Below are 3177 nucleotides of genomic sequence, written 5' to 3' on the forward strand. Positions count from 1 at the left end.
GTTTTGATTCTGGGTGATCAGTTAGATATCAATAGCCCATTAATAAAAAAACTCAATTCCAAGACTGATCAGGTGGTCATGATTGAGTCTGCAGATGAGGCTCAGTATGTTTGGTCTCATAAGGCAAAAATTGCTTTGTTTTTATCAGCCATGCGCCACTTTGCTAAGCAGCTAGAAGAACTTGGTATTCCACTGCAATATATTAAGCAGTCTCCCCAATCCATTGGTGACACGCTACGAGCCATTATTGAAAGAGATAAATTTACCAACTTAGTATGTCTTGAGCCTGGTGAATATCGACTCAAGTGTGAGATTGAAGCATTAGCTTCTGAATTAAACATCCACTTAGAAATGCAAGAAGACCCCCATTTTTATTGCTCACGCCATGAGTTTGAGAATTGGGTTGCCGGCAAAAAAGAATTGCGTCTGGAATATTTTTATCGGCTCATGCGAAAGACCCACAATATTTTGGTCGATAAGGAGGGTAACCCTGAGGGTGGGCAATGGAATTTCGATCGAGACAATCGCAAGCCCTTTCCCAAGAAAGGCCCAGGTCTCATTCCGCCTCCAGAATTATTTGAACCAGATGCGATTACTAAGGGAGTATTGGCTGAGGTGGAGGAGCGTTACCCAGAGCATCCTGGATCGCTGACTCACTTTCAATGGCCGGTAACTCGCCAACAAGCACTTCAAGCGCTTGAGGGATTTGTGGAGCACCGCTTAGCGACCTTTGGCATTTATGAAGATGCGATGTGGACAGATACACCTTTTGGTTGGCACTCGCTGTTGTCAAGTTCACTGAATCTAAAGTTACTCAATCCAAGAGAAGTCATTGATGCTGTTTTAGTAACTTGGAAAAAGTATGACTTGGAGCTGGCTACTGTAGAGGGATTTATTCGTCAGATTCTAGGTTGGCGAGAATTTGTGCGCGGCATGTACTACCTGGATATGCCGCAAATGGCTGAGGATAATTTTTACGACCATCGCAATCTATTGCCCAATTGGTATTGGACTGGCAAAACGAATATGAAGTGTATGCAAGAGGCGATTGGGCAGACCTTGCAGTATGGCTATGCCCATCATATTCAGCGACTCATGGTGACTGGTAACTTTGCCTTGCTTGCAGAAATTCTGCCAAAAGAGGTGTGTGATTGGTATCTGGCTATTTATATTGATGCTATTGAATGGGTGGAGCTCCCCAATACGGCGGGCATGGCCTTATTCGCGAGTGGTGGTCGTTTCACTAGCAAGCCTTATATTGCCAGCGGTGCCTACATTAAGAGAATGAGTAACTATTGCGGATCTTGCCAGTACAAGTCCGATGTCCGATTTGGGGAAGGTGCTTGCCCGATGACCAATCTCTATTGGAATTTCTTGATAAAGCATCGTCAACAGTTTGAGGCAAGTCCGCGTACCCGATTGATGACCGCCAACTTATCCCGCATTAGCGAAGCTGATCAGCAGGCTATTCAGATACATGCCAAAGGACTTTTGGGGGATTTGAACTCCCTCTAGGTGTTTGTCCTGCTTGTCGGCTGCTACAACGCGTTTTGTGAATTTGTGTCACACTTTCGCCATATAAATCAGTAGGTTAAAAAGCCATGAGAATAGAAGACACCGATCCAGCACGGCATGCCGGCATTGAATATCCCATGGAGGTGGGTGCGCCCGTATTTGCGCCGATTAAAGTCTTGGAAGAAAAAGACAAGGCAGTCAATGTGGCTCGTCAAAATGCCAAGCTTGAATACGATCGCATTATGGAGCAGGCTGAAGTATTAATGAAGCAAGCACGCTCGCTTCAAGCACGATTGGATGCCACTGAGATGGTTCATAGCGCCAAATTCAGTTTTAATCCCCTGCATGGCAAAACATATCATTTGTATTTTGATAGCCGCATTGGTGCCAATGTATTGATTCAGAATGGCCCAGATCAATGGAGTTGCGGTATTCCTGATTCTTGGACCTATTCTATGGCAGTCAAAAAGCTCGGTGATAGCACTTGGGCTGTTGTTGAGGATGAAGAGCTCGTCTCTTCTGCTGTTGCAGTAAGATAAATTTTTCTATAAAAATAATAAGGTGACTTGTGACAACTGCTCGAATTGTTAATCTTTCAGAACTCGGCAATGCTGATGTAATTCAGTTAATTGATAAAGAGCTTCCAGCTCCAGGAAAAGGGGAAGTTCAGCTTCGTCAAACTGCGATTGGTTTTAACTTTATTGATGTCTATCAGCGCTCTGGTTATTACCCACTTGAGTTGCCAACAGGTTTGGGTCATGAAGCAGTTGGTGTAGTTGAGGCGCTTGGTGAAGGTGTCACTCGATTCAAAATCGGTGATCGTGTGATGTATATCAATGCTGGTATTGGTGCTTATGCGAGTGCACGTAATGTCGCAGCAGATAAGTTGGTCTCAGTACCAGACAATGTATCCGATGAAGTCGCTGCAGCTGTGTTCTTTAAGGCAATGACTGCGCAGTATTTAATTCAGAAAACATATCAGGTGAAATCTGGCGATGTCGTGCTAGTGCACGCTGCTGCCGGTGGTGTTGGTCAAATCTTGGCTGGCTGGGCAAAATCATTGGGTGCTTTTGTTGTCGGCACTGTTGGCTCTCAAGCTAAGTTTTCAGCAGCCAAGGAAGCGGGATGTGATGCTGTGGTGGATTACTCAAACCCTAATTGGGTGGAAGAGGTACTTAAGGCAACAGGTGGGCGTAAAGCGAATGTGGTTTATGACTCCGTTGCTAAAACAACATTCCTAGGATCGCTCGATTGTGCTGCACCATTTGGCATGGTGGCTTTATTTGGTGCGGCCTCAGGCCCAGCTCCCGAGATCCAGCCAGAGATCTTAAATAAGAAAGGCTGTCTCTTTTTAACTAGACCTTCTGTATTTCCACATAACGCTACTCCAGAGCTGCTTCAAGAAAATGCTCGTGCAGTGTTTGATGCGATTGCACAAGGTCGAGTGAAGGTGCAAATTGGTGCTAAGTTCACGCTTGAACAAGCTGCTGAAGCACATAAAGCAGCTGAAGGAAGAAAAGTTTCAGGTGCAATCATCATGATCCCTTAATGTGGGTTACCGAGCATGAGTTGTATTAATTTAGTTTGCTGAAAAGCTCCGCTTGTGCGGGGCTTTTTTACTTACACTTCAACTTACTTGAGTGATGTACTTGACTGTAGAAT

General features: G+C 44.9%; 3 protein-coding genes. All 3 read left to right on the forward strand.

Annotation, left to right across the window (positions count from 1 at the left end):
* The coding region (locus B7X71_RS14195; RefSeq protein WP_293601081.1) for a cryptochrome/photolyase family protein at positions 1 to 1515 on the forward strand (1515 nt) is incomplete at its 5' end.
* A gap of 86 nt (positions 1516 to 1601) precedes the next feature.
* Positions 1602 to 2054, forward strand: coding sequence for a DUF2452 domain-containing protein (locus tag B7X71_RS14200; RefSeq protein ID WP_215301710.1), 453 nt, complete (start codon positions 1602 to 1604; stop codon positions 2052 to 2054).
* A 29-nt stretch (positions 2055 to 2083) separates the two neighbouring features.
* Positions 2084 to 3064 carry a quinone oxidoreductase gene (locus B7X71_RS14205; protein WP_215301709.1) on the forward strand — a complete coding sequence of 327 codons (981 nt, stop codon included), beginning with the start codon at positions 2084 to 2086 and terminating at the stop codon, positions 3062 to 3064.
* The last annotated feature ends 113 nt before the right edge of the window (positions 3065 to 3177 follow it).

The sequence above is a fragment of the Polynucleobacter sp. 39-46-10 genome, from assembly GCF_002282275.1.

Excerpts from the sequence above, each read along its gene's own strand:
- B7X71_RS14200 (WP_215301710.1), top strand. The coding sequence starts at position 1,602 with ATGAGAATAGAAGACACCGATCCAGCACGGCATGCCGGCATTGAATAT.